12 protein-coding genes are annotated in these 19,841 nt (G+C 33.1%); 3 read left to right on the top strand and 9 right to left on the bottom strand.

Annotated features, from left to right (window positions below):
* Positions 1-5 precede the first annotated feature (5 nt).
* The 9 genes from DK861_RS07690 to DK861_RS07730 form a co-directional block, all read right to left on the bottom strand.
* On the bottom strand, positions 6-2,243 hold the full coding sequence (locus DK861_RS07690; protein WP_109399737.1) for an AAA family ATPase: 2,238 nt from the start codon (positions 2,241-2,243) through the stop codon (positions 6-8).
* A 236-nt stretch (positions 2,244-2,479) separates the two neighbouring features.
* Positions 2,480-5,521: a chondroitinase family polysaccharide lyase gene (locus tag DK861_RS07695; RefSeq protein ID WP_109399738.1), complete on the bottom strand. Its 3,042-nt coding sequence runs from the start codon at positions 5,519-5,521 to the stop codon at positions 2,480-2,482.
* 54 nt (positions 5,522-5,575) lie between these two features.
* On the bottom strand, positions 5,576-8,641 hold the full coding sequence (locus DK861_RS07700) for a chondroitinase family polysaccharide lyase (protein WP_109399739.1): 3,066 nt from the start codon (positions 8,639-8,641) through the stop codon (positions 5,576-5,578).
* An 11-nt stretch (positions 8,642-8,652) separates the two neighbouring features.
* Positions 8,653-10,818: an autotransporter outer membrane beta-barrel domain-containing protein gene (locus DK861_RS07705; RefSeq protein WP_109399740.1), complete on the bottom strand. Its 2,166-nt coding sequence runs from the start codon at positions 10,816-10,818 to the stop codon at positions 8,653-8,655.
* Between the two features lie 36 nt (positions 10,819-10,854).
* A complete protein-coding gene (locus DK861_RS07710) occupies positions 10,855-11,739 on the bottom strand; it encodes an OmpG porin family protein (RefSeq protein ID WP_006533824.1) in 885 nt (294 codons plus the stop codon).
* A 146-nt stretch (positions 11,740-11,885) separates the two neighbouring features.
* Positions 11,886-13,445 carry a sulfatase-like hydrolase/transferase gene (locus DK861_RS07715; protein ID WP_109399741.1) on the bottom strand — a complete coding sequence of 520 codons (1,560 nt, stop codon included), beginning with the start codon at positions 13,443-13,445 and terminating at the stop codon, positions 11,886-11,888.
* 325 nt (positions 13,446-13,770) lie between these two features.
* A complete protein-coding gene (locus tag DK861_RS07720) occupies positions 13,771-14,262 on the bottom strand; it encodes an N-acetyltransferase (protein ID WP_072063413.1) in 492 nt (163 codons plus the stop codon).
* 228 nt (positions 14,263-14,490) lie between these two features.
* On the bottom strand, positions 14,491-15,240 hold the full coding sequence (locus DK861_RS07725; RefSeq protein WP_109399742.1) for a YadA-like family protein: 750 nt from the start codon (positions 15,238-15,240) through the stop codon (positions 14,491-14,493).
* A gap of 228 nt (positions 15,241-15,468) precedes the next feature.
* Complete coding sequence (locus DK861_RS07730; protein WP_072063411.1) at positions 15,469-16,296, bottom strand: MurR/RpiR family transcriptional regulator; 828 nt, start codon at positions 16,294-16,296, stop codon at positions 15,469-15,471.
* Positions 16,297-17,305: 1,009 nt separating this feature from the next.
* Between DK861_RS07730 and DK861_RS07740 the strand changes: the two genes are divergently transcribed.
* The 3 genes from DK861_RS07740 to DK861_RS07750 all read left to right on the top strand — a co-directional run bounded on the left by DK861_RS07740 (position 17,306) and on the right by DK861_RS07750 (position 19,790).
* Complete coding sequence (locus DK861_RS07740; RefSeq protein ID WP_072063409.1) at positions 17,306-17,860, top strand: cytochrome b; 555 nt, start codon at positions 17,306-17,308, stop codon at positions 17,858-17,860.
* A gap of 33 nt (positions 17,861-17,893) precedes the next feature.
* Positions 17,894-18,472: a YceI family protein gene (locus tag DK861_RS07745; RefSeq protein ID WP_109399744.1), complete on the top strand. Its 579-nt coding sequence runs from the start codon at positions 17,894-17,896 to the stop codon at positions 18,470-18,472.
* A 232-nt stretch (positions 18,473-18,704) separates the two neighbouring features.
* Positions 18,705-19,790, top strand: coding sequence for a linear amide C-N hydrolase (locus tag DK861_RS07750; RefSeq protein ID WP_109399745.1), 1,086 nt, complete (start codon positions 18,705-18,707; stop codon positions 19,788-19,790).
* Positions 19,791-19,841: the final 51 nt, after the last annotated feature.

Below are 19,841 nucleotides of genomic sequence, written 5' to 3' on the forward strand. Positions count from 1 at the left end.
CATAATTATGGTTTTAGATTTTTTTTTATAAACTCTAAAGCATCTTTTATATATTTTGGTAAAGAGGGAGTGGGAGTTTTGGGATCTTTATTAATAATGTTAAAAAGTAATTTATTAGTAAATTCACTTTTATCCTTTTCTAATTTACATTGCCATTTAAATGAGTTTTCGATGTTTTTTGGCATGTTTTTTTTATTATCAGCTCCTATTATTTCTTTATATATCCTAGGTTTTAATTCTTTTAATGTTTTGTTTAAAATTTTATTTTTATAGTTTGTTAATATAAAGGCTTCTTCAAAACTAGATGCGAACTGATTTTCTATTGGATCTTTTTGAAAAATTAATTTAAATTTTTTATTTTCAAAATAATCTAATCCATTTTCTGGTAATTGAGATTTTTCTGATTTTTCTGATTTTTCTAAATTATCATTAATTAATAAGTTATTGTTGCAAATATATTTTCTTATTAGTGGATTAGTAGTTTCTTTTTTATTAAGAGATTGTATTTGAACATATTCTTTTTCTTTCCCTTCCCCTTTTTCTTCGGATTTTCTAAATAAATCTATGTCAGTTATAATGACAAAAGGAATTTCTAATCTTTCAAGTAATGGTTTATAAACATGGGCATAGGCACCGTTAATATTAAATATTGTAATATATTTAGTGTTTAGTTCTTCATCTAAAGATATATAATAATTTAACAGATGTTCTTCTGTTATTCCTTCAACAAAAATGACTGCATCTGAAAAAAACAAATTTGATACTTGGAATTTAAATCTTTTCTTTATGAAATTTAATTCATGAAAATTTTCTTTATTTTTATCTTTGGTATCAGGTTTTATAAACTTACTATCTGAAAGTATGATTGATTTTGTATAACCTTTCTCATCTGTTTTTAAATAATTAATATTATTAAAAGTATTTCCTGTGTGTATTTTACTATTTAAAATATGTGAAGAATGTGTCGTAATTACCATTTGGCTATTAATGGATTTTTTTGAATGATTAAATAATGTATTTATTGCATCATCAATATTTTTAATAAACAATTCTTGCATTTGAGGATGCATATAATTTTCTGGCTCTTCTACATAGATAATATTTACTTTGTTATGTAGATTTGTTTCATCATAATTATCGACATAGTTAATTAGTTCACTTATAATTCTCATTAAATTCTTATAACCTAAGCCAAACTGATTTTCTGGAATAAGAAGATCATTTTCTTTAAATTCATAATGGATGATTTTACTAAAAGCAGAATCAAAATTAACATCAGAAATAAGTTCCACCCCCATTTTATTTTTATCTATTATTTTATTTGTTATTTTATTGATACTTTCATTATTTTCTCTTGCTATTTCTTTTTTTATTGATTTATTTATATTTTCTAATTTTTCTTCTAAATGTTGTTTTTTATTTATATCTTTGTTTAATTTAAATTTGATAATTTTATTAAATGATTTTGAAAGAAGATTTTCATCACTATCTAAATTAGCTGCGATATTTGTTATTGAGAATATATTATTTAAATTTGATATTTTATTGCTTATTTCCAGTCCATTTATATTATATATTTTTTTAATAAAAGATGTCTCATTTATTAATTTTAAAAAATCTCTAAAAAGATCATCGTTGATAGCTGATTCATTTTCTTTATTAGCTTTGTTTTTGATTATTAATGGTTTTATATTTTTTATAAACTCTAATGTTTCTTTAATTTCAAATGCTATTTTAAACTTTATTTCAATTTCATTTTCTACATCTTCTTTTATTATGCTAACATCAATGATATCTACAAAATTTGTTAGTAATATATTCTTGTTTTTTGTTGGTGCTTTTATGATGATATCAAACTCTATTTTAGGTAATTCTATTCTCAGCTCTTCTATTTTTTCTTTTCTTTTCTTTTTATCTTTAGGCATATCATCATCTAGTTCTAATATATTTTTATTTGCTATATAAGATTGTAACAGTTGATGAAGTTTATTATAGTTAAAGGTATTTACATCTATATCATTTCTATTGATTGCATAATCTAATGCATTATATATCGTTGATTTTCCAGAATTGTTTTGGCCTATAATTAATGTGGTTGCACAAGCAATGGATTTATTGCATTCACTAGCCAATTCTACCTTCTTATTTTTTTCATTCAAAACATAGGGTGATGCAAATTCAATAATATTGTTATATTCACTAAATTTTCTAAAATTTTTTATAACTAGTCTTTGTAAATACATAGTGTCACATCCATTAATATTACTTAAGTTAGAATATGTTAATGGTTCTTATAATAAAAACGTAATGAAAATACTCGTTATGTGATCTGGGTTACTTTATTATTTTTATTTGCGAATAGTTAACAGCAGTTACTAATAAAAATGAGTGGGATTATTAAAATAAGAAGGGGGTATGATAAATAATGAGAATAAAGTTCTCCTTTTTTCAAGAAGAACTTCATTTATAAAGTAAAAAATCACTTAACTAAATTAATAACAATTGGTGTTGCTTGTATTGTCGTCGTAGTGATAAGTGTATTATTATCCTGATGCTTAATCATAATACCAGATTGAGGTGTCATTAATTTCCATCTTCCTTTTACAGTAATTGTACTATTTACTGGTTGCGAGTCTGCTGTGAGCCATTTACGAGAATAAACACTAACTTCAATTTGATTACCTTTATGATCAACTTGATCTGCTTCAATGCCCTGATATAAATTTAAATCAGGGTTAACAATACTTAATGTTAATTGCTGGTTTTGTGTTTTAGCCATAATCATAACAGGTGCATTACTGGATAATATTGTTGCCTCAGGTGAACTTACTTGAGAAGGTTCAAAGAAAGCATATCCCTCCTCTTGGGTTAATTTATCTTTTACCGCATGAAGTTGATTATTATGTTGTAATACTGTGTATTCGGGGGCTTTATTATCTTGAGATTCAATCGCTATCGCATACTCATAAGTTGCATCACTAGGTGCGTTACCATGAGAAATAACAGCTGTTGCAAATAATTGTTCTGTAGGTTTTGAATTTCTATCATCAAGTGAATGTTGTTTTTGATAACTAAATTCTACGGTTTGATCTTTAGCGAGCTTATATAAATTACCAGCAGGATCAATTAAGGTATCTGCATTATTTAAAGTTAATCGAGTACCTAATTGATTAACCTCTTTACCATTAATGCTCACTGATTGTAATTTAGGGACGGCAAACTGGAATAATGTTGTTTCTGTCGTATGTTGTTTATCGTTATTTTCAATACCAGAGCCTAAGGCGATAACTCTATTATCAAATAAGAAATAGGATTTATTAGCTCTTAAGCTTTGTTGTTGATATTTACTATGGCCATGTAATTTCATGGCAAACATACTGTTATTATTAAGTGTATTGGCACCAGAATAGCTTTCTGTTGAAAGCAACATTTCTTCAATACCGGCGGCTGGTAATTGATTAAGTTTTGCTTCAAGTTCGTGATAGGGAAGATGGATTGTGGTTGTTCCTGGATATCTATTCCAATCCCATCCTGCATGGCTAAATCCTGATTGAGTTAAATCAGCTGGAATAATTTCTAATTGTCCATATTGTAAATAACGACCATAACGATTGTTATTTTCATAACTTTCATTGCCAACAAGATAACGACTAAAACCACGAGCAATTGCAAGCCAGCTTTGCTGTGGTACTTGAATAGAAGCCCTACGCTGTATTGTCATTGAAGCATAGTTCATCGCCCATGCACCAGTAGGTTCATTTTCAGCTTTAATACCGTCAAAATTGTCTTTGTTATCTAATTTTGCATAGGCAGCAGCCAATGTGTTATCTAATTTTTGTTTGCCATCAGGTGTTCCTGCTAATGCCATCCATTTAAATGGAGCAATTCCTATTTTATGTAATCCTGTAGGATGACGGCCACTTAATACCACAGGGATTTGTGTCTCTTTGGTGTAGATTCGCATTTTTAATAACACATCTTTTAAACGCTCATGTGCTGAAGTCGATAAGCGAAAAGGCGAATCGCTCAATGCATAAACACTCGGTGCTAAACCACCAAATGCATCTTTAGCGTAAGCAGGGTAATGCTGTGAATGATGAAAAATAGAGCCATCAGGTTTAAAACCACCTGCAACACCTTTTGAACTTAGTATGGTTTTATTTAGCCAGTTTTGCAGTTGTACTAAGGCTTGTTGACGTTGTTGATAATCTGGCAACATCAGTAGGCTTTTTATCATCCACTGTAGTTGTGTGTTAAGAATATCAACGTTTGCATCAATGATTTCATCGTCTTTTTCAAAAATTCGTCCTGTGGCGTTGTACCACATCATCGCTTGTTGAGTCGGTGCTAAAAGGTTATTTTTTGCCAGAATGTGACGACCAATAAACCATGCATCAAAAAGCTCTCTAGTTTGATATCCAACATGAGTAATAATTTGATAACCACTACCACGTGTAAAACCTTGTTCAAGGACGTAACGAGTTCCTAATAAATAGCGTTCTTCTAATTTTTTTCTATCAGTTGCTGATAAGGAATTACTACGCAAGTAAATGGCAGTTTGAAGAAGCGTTTTGCCCACATCTCTTAACATATTGGTATCAAGTAATGTTTTTTTCGTTTCTTCACTAAATACGCCTTCAACCTTCATAAAGTTTTGTCGGTTAGGATGATCGAGTGCTTTTCCTGTTATTGAACCATCAGCGTGTTGCGTTAATCCTAATTTTTCCCAGAGTGCTAAATTTTTATTAAGCATGTCTGAGGTGATTTTTTTATCAGCATTAATTCCCTGATAATATTCAAAACGCTGATAAATTGATGCCATTTCAGTTTGATCATCATGAAACTCAGTATTGAAATTTAGAGTTGGATAATGAGCTTTAAACATCTGATCATACATCAGTAAAGCACTCCAGTTTTTACTGACCATCGTGTTTACTGCGTTATTGACGTAAGGAGTTTGATAATCAGGAACGGCCCACCGATTGTCTAAAGGTACACTCATCATAATTTGATCAAAAAAGAGAGTTCCTGCCTGATCTGGGGCAGTTATCACTAATTGTTCAAATTGACCTGTTGCAGAGCCTTGCATATCACGAAAAGGAACAGCAATACCTCGCCATCCCGTAAAATTAAGTTCAGCATTAAAACTTAGTGCAATTTTATTATTTTGTTTAAATGCGAACGTTAATGGGGAAGATTGAGGTTTTTCATTATAAATCCACATCATAAAAGTGAGTGGAGTTGCTGTATTTTTATTATCTTGGTAATTAACAATATTATTTAGCGTTAATGTTGCTTGTGGTTGATATTGCCATTTTAGTGATTGTTCACCATCTTTAGCATGCTGTTTACTCAGTGATAATTGATTATTATTTGAAGTAATAAGGGTATTAGGCAGTTCATTTTCAAAAAGATAAATATCGCCGAAAGTTTCATGAGATAGAGAGGAGAATGCTTGTGCGGGTAATGATAAACAGAGGCTTAATGTAACCGCGTGGGCTAAAGAGTTTTTTATTAGCATAATCAGATTTCCTGCAAATAAAAAAGGAACGCAAGAGCGTTCCTTTTAATTAAATCATGGGAGTGGTGAGAGTTTGATTTCTTGTGGAATACCAAAGTAGCTGGTAAAAGTTAGTTCAGTGTTATCACCTGAAAGGTTATATTTCACTTCACTATTTTTATCAGTAGGCTGCCATTTTCCGTTGACGACGACATTGATAGTAACAGCCGTTGCTGCTTTTTGGCGTGTCATATTTAAATCAGGTGTCACAGCACTGACAATAAGAGTGTCTTTTTGTCGATAAGTCATCACAATCGCGGGTTTATCAACTTTTTTGATCCACTTATCTTCAATTGAAGCAGGCTGATAAAAGGCATATCCCGTCACATTGCTGAGTTTATCGTAAATAATATGAACATCTTTATCTTTACGAATAACTTGATATAATCCATTGTTTTCACGGAATTTATTTGCCATCTCTCCCATTTTTTCAGGAGTCGCATCTAAAAAGACCATATACTCATAATTGGAATCTTTAGGTTGAACGCTGTGATCAATCCACGCTGAACTGAAGTTTCCTTCTGTTGGTTGGCGATTTTTATTTTCAGCCGAAGTCTGGTGTTGACGACTGACATTCACTTTTTCAGCTTGAGTAATTAAATAACCATTACCGTTGCTATCAATTAACCAATCACCTTGTTTAAGTGTTGTTTGGTAAGGAATGGCTTCGATTTTTTGTCCATTAATCCAAATGGTATTTAATGTTGGAGTAATGGCATGTTGGAATAAGGTGGTCTCCACATTTTTATTTTTATCACTACTATTTATATTACTACCAATAAAAATTAAGTGATTATCAGCGGCTAATACACTTTTTTTGGCAGTGAAGTTAGGATCAAAACGCTCAAGATTGGCGGGATAAATAAGATCGAATGCCATCATCCCATATTTACTTTCAAGGGCTGATGTTCCGCTAAATCCACGCTCTCCACGTTGCATTAACGTATGAGGTTTAGGGCTGTCTAATTCTTTAAGAGGAAGGTGGATCGTCGTCGCTCCTGGCATTCGATTCCAATCCCAACCTTCTTGCTGATAGCCCTGTGAAAGCTGCGAACCATTACTCACTATTTGAGCGACACCATGACTTTGATAACGACCATAACGGTTATCTTTGTTATAAATTTCAGATGACCAAACATTGGTGTTATAAGCTTTCAGTGTCACCATTTTATCTTGCCAACGATGAATACCAAAAGCCCCGCCATTAAAGGCATAGAAGCCTTGAGGTAAAGCCGCTGGCGCAATAGTTTCTCCAAAAATAGCACTCGATTCATTTTGTGTTTTATCACTTATTGCAAGATAAATAGACGCGAGTGTTTTATCTGGAGACGGTTTTGCAGACATGGCAAGCCAGTAGTAACCTTGAGCGATTGATTTTAACGAAGGTGAGTTAAAAGGATGCCTTCCAGCAAGAGGTAATCCAACTTCTGGGTTACTGTAAATCCACGCCGATACCATCGCTTTTTTCAAGTTATCCCAACCGCTTTCACCAACGGCAAATGGAGTACTACGTAGTAAATAAATAAGCTGAGAGGCATTTTTAAAGGCAGGGAAAGAGTAGCCCGGATAGTTGCCTTCATGTCGCCACGCCGTACCATCAGGGCGTAAACCATCTTTACTACCCGGCGGTACTTGAGTTAATGCGCCAGTAATGTAATGACTGAAGGTATTAACTAAGTTGATACGTTTTTGATCATCAGGTTCTAGCAGTAATAAGGCTAAGTGCTGACGAGATAAGGTGTTGAAATAGTCTAAATCTGAGCTGTTTGCTCCTACTTTCATATCAAAACTACTTTTAAACTCTCGTGAATACCACAATAATGAATCATAAACTTGAGTTTGTAGATTTGCTTCTTTTAAGGCATCAGACATTAATAGTGTAGAAATATACCACCAACGAGAACTGTATCCCCAATGATGGGTTGTGACTAATGCACTCCCCTTAACAAAGCCTTGGTCTAATAAGTGCTTTGTCATTAATAAGTACATCTGTTTTAATTGGGCTTTTTGTGTCGGATCTTTTTCAAGAACATAAGCACGGCTGATATTAAACATTAATGTTGTGTAGTTACCAAGAATGACATAATTATCAAAAAGTGGCTTATCTTGAGAATTAAGGTTTTCTGGCTGATAAATAATAGTTTGTTTATCCGTGATCAGATGCCGCCCTTGTGTTCCACCATCTGCTAGGGCGTGAATATTGAGTGCATCAAAATCACTTTTTAATTTACTAATATTTTCTTCTAGCGCGAGATTTGTCTCTTTTTCACCGCCAACAAATTCGTTAATCAGACGCTGGCGAATAAGATCAACCGCAGCTAAGTTTTCGGGCGTTGCTGGCAACTGAGGTTGTACGTTATGAAACTGAATTTCTGGTTCTGATAAGCGAGTTTTTACTTGATAATCAGACCATTGGTAGCGAGCATCATCGATAGAAAACATGATCCGATCGATATAGATTTCACCTTGTCCCACATTAGAAGGGGCTTTAAATCGTAGGCTATCAACATTAGCACCTAAAGATCGACCAATACTATATTGAGAGCCATCAGAGGAGGTATTGATTGCATTTAAAGTCATCTCTCGATTTTCAAGATCGTTATTTAAAGAGACACCCACAGCACGCCAGCCCGTGAAATTTAGTTTTACTTTAAATCCAGCCTGAGCTTCACTGATTGAATTAAGTTTTTCTCCTAGGTCGATAGTGAGATAGCCATCAATGGGTTTTTCGTTATAAAGCCAAAATGATAAAACAGGTGTAGATGCGCGTCCCCATGCTTTAGACGCTTCTTTATCTGTTGGTACAATAAGCTTTTTATGTAAAGTAAAGCTACTTCCACCTTTCCATTTCCACAAAAGGGATTGGCTTCCCATAATGCTACGCTTATCAGATAACGTCAGTGTTGAGTTTTTATCTGTTGTGAAATCAGCTAACGGGTTATTTTGGGCAAAATGATAGATTTCTGACTGCATCAGATTTTTAGGAGCAAATGCAGGATTACTGGTGGCTGCCATCGCGTTATAAGGAGCTGATAATAGCCCCAATGTTATAGCAAGTGCAGTAAAGCGAAATATCGGCATTATTTTTCTCCTTAGAAACGCTGGCTAACAGTGAAACCAATGCGTCCTTCATTAAATTTGTCATAACGCTGATAGCCCATTGTTGTACCTAAATTCAACGACTGGGTAATATCGAGATTGGCACCTAATTCAGCACTCATGATGTCACCACCAACACGATTGCCTTTAATATCAAAGGTACTTCCTCCAGTATTAAAATAGGTGAGGCTATGACGTTGATCGATATGATTATCACCTGCTATATCTTTGATATAACGCAGATTAAGAGAAGGGGTTAATTTGCCATAAGAGGTTTGATAGGTATTCCAAAATGCTACTGAACCACCGAGTTGATTGACAGCATAGCGTTGGCCATAAGTACGCATTGATAACGCCGAACCTGTTTCTTCCCAAGAATCAATATTGAGCCATTGATACTGGTAAGTCAGCATCGGTTTAATATGGATGAAATCAAAATCAAAATAGGTTCCAGCATTAATCTGATAACCCAATTGCACACCAGAATAATCACCTTTTGCTTTGGTATTTCCTTCCCATCCAGTGTTGCCACCGATATCTCGCTCACTATCGACAGTGTAATAACCAATATTTAAATTACCGTTTAGGAATAATGTGTCACTATACCAACCGGTGTAAGGCATAAATTCAAAATGGCTAATTTCTTTGCTTGCGTTACGTTGTTTTGCGTCAGCCTTTGCATAGTTATAAGCAAAAGAAACACCGATAAGAGCATCTTGATTAATTTCATAATCAGCACCGATTTGAATACCAGTACGATAAGTGTTGTAACCGTTAATGCCACCTTGATTACTTTGTGTGCCGTAACCGTACAACATATTAGCCCAACTATTCCAGCCAGCTTCTTTTTCTTCAATAGGTAATTGGTTATCATAGCGTAAATAACGATGTGCAATATTATTGCGCATATCTTCAACCATGATCAGTCCCGCTTGAATATCACTACCATCAGCGATAGGAGCTAAATCATTCGATAATGCAGCAATATTATTATCGTCATTTCCAGCCGCGACTAATAAACTCAAAGCCTCATCTGAAACTTGGCTACGTGTATTATTAAACTCATTTAAAACCGTTGGAATAACAAAATTAGCTGCTGCTAATCCATTTTCATTGACACCACCGCGTTCAGCTGCACTAATAAAATTATTGCCACCTTCATAGCTAATTCCATAACGTGCAACTAATTGATTACCACTAACACCACCACTAATATTAGGCGGTGTAGTTTCTAACCATGAATCTGTTTTTTCTAATAAAGGAGATACATCGGGTGCAATGGCATTGGCGTCAGTAACCGTAATTCCAGCTTCATCTTTAATCGCTGAATTGGATGAAACCAAAACAATATCTTTATTTATAATGTTATCGACACTGGTACCTTTAAAATCCAATTTGGCTTGGCTGCCTTTTTTAAAAGTGACATCACCGTCAACATGAAGAATAGTTTCATCAGTATTGGTATTATCATCAATACGGAAAATGAGCTGGCTATTTTCCTTATTCATGAAATTACCTTCCCAGTTAATCGTTCTGTCTTTTCCTTGGATAGTCAAGTTGCCGTGGTTTTCAATTAACGGAACACCGGTAATTTTATATCCATCAAATAGCGCATTTTGAGAACCACCTTGATAAGCAAAATTTATTTTAGTATCAGCATGCCCATTTCCTAAAATATCACCGTGGATCTCACCATTTACATCACTTCTAAAACCTGTTTTCAGTGTACTAAAATCAATAGCTGCAGTTTTTCCTCGAATAATGGCACCGTCTCTTACATAAACGCCAGTACCTCGTTTAGGGAAATCACCTTCAACCAATATGGCTGTACCATTTTCACTGGTCACATTAGCACCATTTAAGTTGATGTTACTGCTAAAAGAAGCTCCCTGATTTATCTTGATGGCACTTGCGCCATCACCAGTAACAGTAATGTTTTTTGTAATTGCTTGAGCTTTATATTCTGTTGATGAGCCATTAAAGACAACGCCATCACCTTGAGAAACCGTGACATCTTTATTTATTTGAACTGTATTACCGTCATTAACATTAACCGTTTCACAGATATTTAAAGTGGGATCACATTCTGTCGCCCATGCTGAACCATAAATAGCTGATAAAATAGCAGTGCTCAAAAATAACAATTTTTTATTTTTCACAATATAACTCCATGAACAATTATATGATTTTAATTATTAGAATGTTGCTCGGAATGAAACTTTGAAATAATCCTGAGTTGATTTACTACTATCATTTTTGTTTTCAACTCGTTCATTATAATATTCCGTCATGATCCGCCATTGAGGTGATATTTGATAAGCCATTTGTAGGGTATAACGTGTCATATCTTTTTCGATATAAACGCCTTTATTTGTTCTATCTTCTATTTTTCCAAAAATAGATTTACGCATTGATGGGGAAACAATTAATCCTATTGGTGTTGTCCAGTTCACATACATACGTAATTGTTGATTATGGTTTGTTTCTTTTGTGTCGTATTCTTCATGTCGTATTGCTTGCTTACCGCCATCAAAATAAGCAACAGTAGTATTAATATTAGGGGTGACAAAATAACGTAGACCAGGTTCAATTTCCCAGCCTAAGTAATCCGTATTTGTGACGCCATTACTACGTTTGTCTTCTTTCTTTTGTAAGCCAAATAAAACGCTACCAGTTAAAACCCAATCTTTATTAATTGGAAATTGGTAATTAGTTTTTGATTCATAAAAATCAATAGTTAATCGGCTACCATTATCATAATTCGTGAGATCTTGACGTATTTTTAAACCCGGTTGGATCCAACCATTATTTAATTTAAAACGATAACTACCCTGTAAATCATAACGCTGATAACGGTTCTTATTGTCATGCTCACGTTGACGAAAACCAACATCGAAATACCAGTTAGACTTATCTGGATTAATATTAAAATCTACACGATAACCAGAATAGTTATTTGGTGTGTCGTAATCGGCCGTTTCCCAAGAAAACATGGCGTTGACATTAGCTGCCTGAGAATGAAAAGAAGTTAAACCTAAGCCAAGAAGAGGTAAAAAAAGAGCAATACGAAGTTTGTTCATGGTATATATCCAATTCTTTATTCGCTTTTATTTGTGTCAATTTTTAGGTGTAGGACATCTTTCCTTTTATTTTATTAAAAGGATTTTTTATATCAGCGAATTGGGTTTATATATAGCGCCATAAAATTATGGCGCAGATATTTTTATTATTTTTCTTTACATGTAGATATTGTTTTATTTAATTTATTGGTTGTTGCCGTAATGAATTCAGTGGCACGCCAAGAATCTCCTGTTTTTTCCAACCAAGGGGTTAGTTCTTCTTTAATTAATTTTTCAATTAAAGGCATATTATCTTTGGCAATATTTTTCATTTGATATGGATCGTTCACATTGTCATATAAAGTATATTTTAATGGTTGTCCATCTTGTCTATCTATAACCAAAGTATGAGTTTTGGTTCTTACTCCTCGTTTACCGAATGAAGGTTCGCCATAAGGAATAAAAAGATAAAGCTGAGAGTTTGCTGTGTCGCCTTTGCCAGTAACTACTCTATCTGCAAGATCAGTACCTTCTACTGAATCAGGGATCCATTCAGATAAACCAAGTAGCCCTAAGATAGTTGGATAAATATCTGGTGCTGACATTAATGCATCATCAGTGCCTGGTTTAATTTTACCCGGTAAACGGAACATCATCGGAACACGCATGGATTCTTCATAAGGATTATTTTTGGTGGCTTGCCCATTAGCCCCCAAGCAACTGCCATGATCAGAGAAGAAAACAACAAGAGTATTATCTGCAAGGCCTTGTTTTTCTAATTCATCGACGATACGACCAAATTGCTCATCAACACCGTTGACCATAGCCATATATTCTTTGAAATATTGAGGTCCATAGCCTTCTTGATATTCAGTCTCCCACTGTACATTAGGGCGTGTATTTAGCTCTTTTGACGTTTTACCTTGATAAGCATCGAGGTATTTTTTCGGTACTTGATCATAAGGTGAATGAGGAGGGTTCATTGAAACCACTAATGCAAATGGTTTTGAATTATCTCTAAATTGATTGTTTTCATTTTTGAGGAACTTGATTGCCATATCCGCTTCATGTTCAGGTCCCCATTGATCAATGTAAATTGGTTTATCACGAGGGGTATCGTTTGCCCAATACATTGGTTTCAAATGTAAATCATAAGTGCCATAAGAATACCAGAAATCAAAACCATGGCGTCTATCTGGTGCAGCCCATTCATTCCAATAACGACCTTCCATTGGATTGTTGTAACTTTCAATAAACGGTTCGTAAGGTGCATCAAGGTGCCATTTACCAATATAGCCAGTGCTGTAATCGAGAGATTTTAAAACATCCGACCAACATTTTGCATAAGGCGATAAATCGATACCCACTTTGCCACCATAGTCATGTGCATTTCCTGTAATACCATTACGAACAGGGTATTGACCAGTCATAAACATGCCACGAAATGGAGAACAAAGAGGGTAGTTTGAAGCCATCTGCGTCATTACTTTGGATTGTTTCGCAAATTTATTCAAATTAGGTGTGATTGAAGGATCTTCCCCCATAAACTGTAATGCATGAGCACGCATTTCATCTGGGAAAACAATTAATAGGTTAGGGGCATTCTCTGGGCGCGAGCGCGGGTTAGAAGTTGAACTCTCTGAATTAGCAATAACAGGGGTAGAAACAGTCATTGCTGCACCGCTGGCTGCGAGTCCTTTGATAAAAGTTCTGCGGGAAACAGTCATTGCTTCCTCCTATTTTACGTTTACTTTCGAATTGGTGTATTTATCTTATTTATACTTTTGCATAATATCAAAAAGTAAGTTAACGAAAGATCAAGAATTGAAAGGGAGATCACAGAATGATGTCAAATTGTAAGCAAATTGACAGCTAAAATAGGAGTTGTAATATTGTTAAGAATAGATTAACTTTTCATTGTTTTATGTATCATGTTGATTTATATGTTTATTATTTATTTTGTGATGGTGATAACAAAAATACTTAAAAGCCTTCATTTTCAGCCTGAAAATTGTATATCAGAAAGTGTAAGTATTTTTCTTTCGTTTGTTTTCATTGTCCTTTAATGATCCACCAAGATGTGCTTTTAAATTCAAAGTTTTTAACGACCTTCATGCCTAATTTTTGATGTGCTTTTAGTGACCGAATATTTTCACTATTAACAAATGCGATAGGGTTTCCGCCATGTAAAGAACAGATTTGTTGGTAGAGATTTTTTAATAGTGATTTTCCTCGGTGCGATTTATCAATACAAACAGGGCCATAAAACCAATTGTTTTGTGTTATTTCTGGAAATTGTTGATTAATAGCTTGAGCAATTGGAGGGATCGAAAAAGAGGTGACAGGAAAGCTAAAAACAACAGCAACAATATTTTTTTGGTAAAGTGCAACAATGGCGTTAGTGCTACTTTGATACATTGTCTCAACTTTATTTAGAGGGTATTCACCATATAATCCACCTTGTTGAGATTCTGAATTTGCCTGTAATAGTCGTGCTACTGCACTTATATCTTTAGCAGTCATTTTTTGAAATATATAATTCATTTTTTATTCCTTTTGGCTCTAGCTTATAATCCTAGTATATAAAAAATGATATATATTACAAAAATATATTAAAAATACTAAAGTTAAACTTATCAATTCTTCTTTAGGTGATTTATTTATTACTAATTAAAATTCTTTTTATAAATAAGCAGTAATGTTGCTTAAATTATTACTGCTTTAATTATAAGGTTATTTTTTTATAATCTGATTATAGAGAATCAAAATTGTTTACCAGCCATAAGCTAATCCACCTCCAATAATAATTTCTTTTTCGCTATTAATGGAAGAGTTTAATCGAAATGCAATATCGTTATTGGGTTTATATTGCACACCTCCAGCAAATGCTGTACCTGTTCGATAATTACTAATACCAATTCCGCCACTTAGGGTATGATGAGCAAGATAAGGAATGCTAGTCATTGCAACTGATGATGCAATGCCCGCAAATACTTTTTTTTCTAACGCGATAATTTCTTTGTCTAAATTTGCAACTGAATCAGTAATTTCGGCCTGTCTTTTCCTGTAATAATGATCAAAATCATTAACATGGGTTTTGATATTACCGATATCTGTACTAACAGTTCTCTTTAGCTGATTGATAGTATTATTTGTTGCTATTCTATTTTTATCTACCATTTTTTTAGTCTGAATAAGATTAACGGCATCTGTATTATTTTTACCGTCACTAATATTAACTAATCGAGAAGTGTGTTGATTTTCAATGTTTCCAAATGATACTGTATTTTCTTCTGTTGCTAATGAATTAGTACCAATAGCAACTGAGTGTGCACTTTTAGCTTGGCTATTTGTTCCTATTGCAATTGAACCGTTACCAGATGCATTACTCTGATCACCAAATGAAACACTAGGAATATTAACAGTTATTGGCGGTTCTTTATTTTCTTTTATTGAATGTGTGTTTGAATAGGAGAAGTTTGGAAATAAAAAAACAATTAAAAATAATTTTTTAAATAACATTTAATTTAATCCTTTAATGATCTTAGGTGGTATAAATTAATGCTAAATGATTAATTTTTTCATCACAAACAAAAAAATCTGTATTCATTCTTAAAAATAGTTCTAAATAAAATACTAAGCTATTTAATATGTGTTTAATAGTTGTTGTTCATTAATAGTACTTAATAAATATTTATTTTATAAAAAAACTGTATCTTAATTAAGATACAGTTTAGGATAAAAAAGTTATTAATGTTTTTTTCTAAAGGCAAAAGCGACAGAGATTGCTTGTAGTAAACACATGGTTGACGTTTGAGAACGAAAGGTTTTTATTTGAGCTTCTTTAACAGTTAAACAAACATCGCTTAAACTCGCTAATGGGCTAATTGGACTATCAGTAACAATAATCTGTTTTGCTTCTTTGTAAGTTGCCATTTCACACATTTTTTGCATTTCATCTGAATACGGGTGGAAGTGAATACCAAAGAGTACATCACGATGCGTAATGTTTCTTAATTGCTCTTTGTACATTCCACCTAGACTGTTGACAAAAACAGTCTCACAAGAGATATGCGAGAGAGCATGAAAAAAATAACTTGCAGCACTGAATGAGTGATGAAAGCCACAAATATAAATTGTGTCAGCGTGTTCGAGCAATTGTAATGTTTTATTTAACATTTCTCTGTGAGTCTGATTTGCCAATTGTTGCAATGAATGGCTATTTGCTTGAGCAAATTCTTGCAAAATATAGGCAGGCTCATTCAGATTAGGAGGCTCCTCTTTATATTTTTGTTTATAAGTTAAATTTTCATTTTCATTTACCATTTCATTCATCAAGTGATTTTGAAATAACTGTTTCATTTCATTAAAGCCATTGAAATGAAATGCGTTGGCAAAACGAATTAATGTCGATGGAGGAACATTTGCTTTATCTGCAAGGATTGCAATTGTATCAAATGCCACACTGTTTTTATTATCAAGTAGATAATGTGCAACCTGCTGTAGCCTTTTACTTAATCCATTATAGCGGGAGCGAACTTGTTCCTGTAGTTCATTCAGATTTGTTGCAGTAGACATAGTGCCCTCAATAAAAATACTATTGTAATTGTAGTGTTTTTTGCATGGTATTTGAATGTTTTTAGCTAATAATATTTAAAATGAAATATAGAGTTAATTCCAAATAAATGAATAACCTAAAGGTAATTATTTGATGTTTAAAACTCTATTTTATTTATTGTTTACTGATTTCATAATAACTTTATGAAATTAATGTTCTTTATTTGGAGTTAAATGAAATTATTATTTCATTTAACTAAGGTGATATTAATAATGATATTGCTTTCATTGTGGCGTTTTGTTTTATTTCACCTTATTTGTTTTATCTTTTTGTAAGTTTGGCTTAAATTGTTATTTTTATTTATCAGTGTTTTCTTTATTTGAAATATGAAGTGTTTTAATATCTTTGTGCGCGATGATTGATATTTATAATATAACGCTTGTTTTATTTATTAATGATAGTAATTTATCTCTATCTTAATTAAAATTTATTTTTATTGGTTGAAATTCTCATATGCAAAACGATCACCCGTGGATTAATTTATTAATGCACTATTGTCATGATCATTACTCAGAAATGATGCCAGTTATATTTTTTATTTGTATTGTTGGTATTATTTTTGGCGTTATACGTGAAATGCGCTGGTTATCCGTTTTTTTTACGGTTCCTCTAATTATTATTGTATTTTTCTTAATAAGTTCTAATTTAGGATAAATGAAGGGAACAATTGTTTTTATAGTTAGGCAAATGTTGTATTAATCTTATTTCGTTTCTTATTTATACCTCTATATTTATTCTTTTTATTATGTATATAAACACCCACCAATATACCTACCTTATTTTGAAAAAAATTCAACTATGGCACTGATTAAATAATCAGCAGGGTGACTAATAAGAGCTCATTACTTATTGATTATTATTGATAATGATAAGCAAATTATTTGTTGAACTATGGGCTAACAATTTACTCTAGATATACTAGACTATGTAACATTATCTTAATGAATTGGAAACTATTGGGTTTTTATTATGCAATGGCGAAATAATGCGTCTCGCTATGGGCACTTGTCACTCCTTTTACATTGGGGGATGGCGCTTACTGTCTATGGTATGTTTGCTTTAGGGCTTTGGATGGTGACATTAGGGTATTATGATAGTTGGTATCATTCTGCACCTGAAATACATAAGAGCATTGGTATTCTTTTATTTATTGTTTTGATAGTGCGAGTGATATGGCGTTGGATTTCTCCACCTCCAAAAGCTTTATCAAGTTACAGTAAACTGACACGTATTAGTGCTCATATTGTACATATGCTTTTATATTTAATCTTATTTTCTATTCTGATTAGCGGTTATTTAATTTCGACTGCTGATGGACAAGCTATATCTGTATTTGATTGGTTTTCTGTACCTGCCATTTTTACTGGAGAAGCAAAACAAGCAGATTTAGCTGGTGATATTCATCTTTATTTAGCCTGGGCAGTGGTTTTATTATCGCTATTACATGCTGCTGGTGCTTTAAAACATCATTTTATTGATAAAGATGTCACGTTAAAACGCATGCTAGGAATGCGGACTAAATAATTAAACTTATAAAACGAGATTATGGAGATAATAATGTTTAAGAAAGCTTTATTAGGTTTAACTGCAGGTGCGTTGTTATTTAATGCAAGTACTGCTTTAGCAGCAGATTATGCTATTGATAAACAAGGTCAACACGCATTTGTACAGTTTCGTATCCAACATTTAGGCTATAGCTGGTTATATGGCACTTTTAAAGATTTCGATGGTACATTTAGCTATGATAAAGAAGATCCATCAAAAGACAAAGTTGATGTCGTAATTAAAACAGGAAGTTTAGATACTAATCACGCAGAACGCGATAAGCACTTACGTAGTGCTGATTTCTTTAATACAAGTAAATATCCTGAAGCTCGATTCGTTTCAACACAAGTGACTCGTGATGGCGAAAACTATGTCGTTACAGGAGATTTAACATTAAATGGTGTAACGAAACCTGTTTCATTAAATGCAAAATTAATTGGTGAAGGTACTGATCCTTGGAAAGGTTACCGTGCTGGTTTTGAAGCAACGGGTAAAGTGAATCTGAAAGAGTTTAATTTTAAATCAGACTTAGGGCCAAAATCACAAGAAGCAGAGTTAATTATCTCTATTGAAGGTGTAAAAAAAGCGTAATTAAATACTTTTTGTAAGGTAATAAACCCTTTTATTATCTAGATGATTTATAAACCGATACTTTAACGTATCGGTTTTTTTATGCACAATCATGATGAATGATCTTATACTTAAGTAATAATTTTTATTTTTTAATAGGACTAATATTTATTTTAAGGTTTTATCGATTTTTAGTCAGTGTAAAGATAGGTCATGATAAAGAAATCATCTATTTATTTAACGGGAAAGAGTCATAATGAAAAAATTACGTCATACTTTTTTGGGTACTCTACTTATATCTGGTCTTTTCACAGTAGGTATTACTGATGCTGATGCATGTACTCGGCTTGTTTATTTAGGAGACAATAATCAAATTATTACGGCTCGCTCAATGGACTGGAAATATGACATAGGAACAAATTTATGGATATTTCCACAGGGGATGCAACGTTCGGGAGAAGCTGGTGATAATTCGATAAAATGGACATCTAAATATGGAAGCGTAATTGCATCTGGTTATGATATTTCTACAACAGATGGCATGAATGAAAAAGGTTTAGTAGCTAATTTATTGTGGTTGGCTGAGTCTAATTATCCAGCATATACCAAAGAAAAACCAGCTATTTCAATTTCTGCATGGGCACAGTATGTGTTAGATAATTTTGCTTCGGTCGAAGAAGCCGTGAATGCATTAGACAGTGAGCCTTTTATTGTATTGACGGATAAAGTTCCTGGGCAAGATAGAATGGCTACACTACATCTTTCGCTTTCAGATGCAACGGGAGATAGCGCCATTATTGAATATATAAATGGAAGGCAAGTGATTCATCACAGTAAAGAGTATCAAGTGATGACGAACTCTCCTATTTTTTCAGAACAGCTAGCGTTGAATAGTTATTGGCAACAAATTGGTGGAACCGTGATGTTACCAGGGACTAATCGTGCTTCAGATCGTTTTGCCCGAGCTTCTTTTTATGTGAATGCCATTCCTAAAGCTCAATCGAGTAAAAAATCGCTCGCTAGCGTATTTGGTGTGATCAGAAATGTATCTGTACCTTATGGATTAAGTACAGTTGAATCACCAGAAATATCATCTACACGCTGGAGAACAGTGGCTGATCATAAAAACCAATTATATTTTTTCGAATCCGCATTATCGCCGAATATCTTTTGGGTTAATTTAAAAGAAATTGATTTTTCAAAAGAGAGTGGGAAAGTAATGACATTACCATTAGGTGAAGAGCAATCGATAATCTATTCAGCTGATGCTACAAGTCATTTTAAACCTGCAGAGCCTTTTAAATTTCAAGGATTAGATAATATACCTTTAAATAACTAGCTGAGTATTCACAATATCTAATATGAAATTATCCGCAATATTAAATATGAT

This window comes from Proteus sp. TJ1640, from assembly GCF_003144445.1.
Lineage (GTDB): Bacteria > Pseudomonadota > Gammaproteobacteria > Enterobacterales > Enterobacteriaceae > Proteus > Proteus penneri.